General features: G+C 31.8%; 4 protein-coding genes. All 4 read right to left on the bottom strand.

What is annotated here, in order from left to right:
• A partial coding sequence (locus ACI3VO_RS13320) for a hypothetical protein (RefSeq protein ID WP_439758385.1) occupies positions 1–602 on the bottom strand: 602 nt, incomplete at its 3' end.
• The gene (locus ACI3VO_RS13325; RefSeq protein ID WP_439758386.1) at positions 599–1,453 is read right to left on the bottom strand and encodes a sigma-70 family RNA polymerase sigma factor; all 855 of its coding nucleotides are present in this window, start codon (positions 1,451–1,453) and stop codon (positions 599–601) included. The genes ACI3VO_RS13325 and ACI3VO_RS13320, both read right to left, overlap by 4 nt.
• The gene (locus ACI3VO_RS13330) at positions 1,453–1,953 is read right to left on the bottom strand and encodes a hypothetical protein (RefSeq protein WP_439758387.1); all 501 of its coding nucleotides are present in this window, start codon (positions 1,951–1,953) and stop codon (positions 1,453–1,455) included. Before ACI3VO_RS13330 ends, ACI3VO_RS13325 begins: the two co-directional genes overlap by 1 nt.
• A gap of 6 nt (positions 1,954–1,959) precedes the next feature.
• Positions 1,960–2,754 (bottom strand): ATP-dependent DNA ligase (locus tag ACI3VO_RS13335; protein ID WP_439758388.1); only part of this gene is annotated, 795 nt, incomplete at its 5' end.

A 2,754-nucleotide genomic window follows, 5' to 3' on the forward strand; every position in this document is an offset into this window, starting at 1 on the left:
TATAATAATGTTGGATTATCTTTATGTATATCTATTGGTTCTATCATCTGTATCTTTAATTTTTCTTGAAACTGATTTACATCAAACCCATTACAAACTATATGGTAGCCATGAACTGTAGGAATAGTAAATGAGTTATACTCAATTTTCTTATCGTGTCTGCACGAGGATATGATAGCATTTATTAGCTTTAAAAGATTTGGATTATCTATATCCACTATCCATAATGCTTTGTGATTAGGAGCTTTACAACTTCCACATACGCTATCCCATATTCTATTTCCTTGATAAGCTCTATTTGTTTGAACTAAGTCTATGTATCTTTTAGAACATTCTAGAGCTACTTGATTGGCATCACGAACATTAGGATTTATATAAGCTCTGGCATTATTGTTTTTACATAGTTCTATAATTCTCTCTTTCAAATCAAGTAATTCTTCTAGACTATAGATACAATATGACCTAATTAATCTACGACCGCTACTAGCTCTTATATCATTGTTACCATCTTTCTTTCTTTGTAGTATAGTAACATAATAGAACTCATTTGGGTTTGAGAATTTGAGCATCTTAGATATTATATCAAAATTGTCTATTATCATAATATATTCTCTAATTGTTTCTTATAATTCTCTCTTATATAGTTAAGAGCATTATGTTGTATTTGTCTAACTCTCTCAGAACTTATTCCAAATCGGTTTGCTATCTCCTTACTAGACATAGGAATCATCTTTATTCCATAAAACATTCTTAGAACGTCACTATCTCTATCTGGTAATTTCTTTAATAGTTTATCTATTTCATTAGGAATAACAGGATCAATTAGATGTTTATCAGTTTCTACTGAATTAGGATTAGCTATAATATCAATTAAACAGCTAGCATCTTCTTCTCGGATAGGACTATCAAGAGATACCGATTTAGAATCAGCATACATTATCTTATTAATTTTCTTATCCGTAAATCCAGTTTCTTCTTCTAATTCTTTAATAGATGGTTTTCTACCGTACTCTTGTTCGAATTTATCAGAAGCCTTATTTATTTTACTGATACCAACTATTTGACTAACTGGTAATCGTACAGTTCTGCATTGGTTAGAAATGGCTCGAACTATAGCTTGCCTTATCCACCAAACAGCATAGGAGATAAATTTAAAACCTTTAGTGGGATCGTAGTGCTTTACCGCTTCTACGATCCCACAACTTCCTTCTTGGATAAGATCAAGTAAATCTAATCCTCGACCTTGGTATTGTTTAGCTACAGATATGACGAATCTAAGATTAGATACTACTAGTTTATCTATAGCTCTCTTATCTCCATCTTTTGCTTTATAAGCTAATTCCTTTTCTTCCTCTGGAGTAATTAATGGAATCTTAGATACATCCTTGAAATACATTCTAATTATTTCATTAGATCTATCTGTTATAGATTGAGATATTTTAATACCTTTCATTAAAGTCCTGTTCTAGTTGTAAAGAAATTAATGTTTCCAGTTCCACAAATATGAGCATCCTCATCATTATCTACATAATATTCAACTTCTCCATCAAAATCTTCTATAGTAGTAATGCTATAAGGATTAGTTCTTATCCAGTCATCAATTCCTGGGTTATATTTTCTAACTTCATCTAAAAGAAATACTCCAACTTGTCCACTATTAGCAGTAAATTTACCTATAAGTTCGGCTTCTAGGTCTATATAATTATCCTGCCTATTAGCTTCTACTATGCTATCTATAGTATCTATTGGGTTTTCTTTTATTCTATAAGTTTCACACATCCAATCTCCATAGATAGTTCTTTCGGAAATATAGTTAGTAATTCCAAGAACTTTCATGTTCTTCCCATAATTACAAGCTAGCCAATCATCGGAGGTTAATGCTGTATCACTATAATTATTACCTAATACTATGTAGCAAGGATCTGTAATTATAATTGTTCCTTTAAATTTCATGGTTTTTTATTCTAAATCGAACCTAAATACTCTCAACTTTGGTTGTGTAGGGATTCCATCATCAGAATAGCTAAAATATGTACATTCAGCCTTATGTCCCTTATATTTTTCTTCAAAGTTCTCTACATATTCCTCTTTAGTAGCTCTATTACCAACTGGCATAGCCTCAAAGGTTCTACCATCTTCTAATTCACAAGTAAAGGTCATATCTTCAGATCCTCTAAGTCCTAATTTGTATCCTATTACTTTGAAGTCTTCAGACTTATACTCCTTTATCTTAATTAGATTATTACATCTAGACCCTGGCTTATATGGTTTAGATGGATCAGTTATAACGGCACCTTCAAATCCATCAGAAACATAAATATCATGGACTTTTTTCATAGTATCCCATCCTTCAACAACTCTATGCATTAATAACCTTACAGGATCTGTTTTTATATCGTCTTCTGGACCACAATATACAAGTATATCATTATCATCTTCTAATCCTTCTACTAAGAAATCCCATCTATCAGCAGCTTTCATTTCTGGATTACCTGTATCATAACAATCATATATCCAATACTGAAGCCAACTACAATCTTGAGTTCCTTTTTCCAATCTAGCAGCACCTGAAATTTGTTGAAGGCTCTTAAATCGAGTAAATAACTCACCATCGAGGATAACTGTAGGATGGTGTTTAAAGAAGTTAACTAAAGGAGGATATGTGCGTAAGTGTTCAGTAGAACAATCATAATCTGATCCACCTCTAGACGCAGTATGCACTTCTCCATCTTTATAATAGAAGAGAGCTTTTAC

Source organism: Intestinibacter sp., from assembly GCF_051866655.1.
In the GTDB taxonomy this organism is placed as follows: domain Bacteria; phylum Bacillota; class Clostridia; order Peptostreptococcales; family Peptostreptococcaceae; genus Intestinibacter.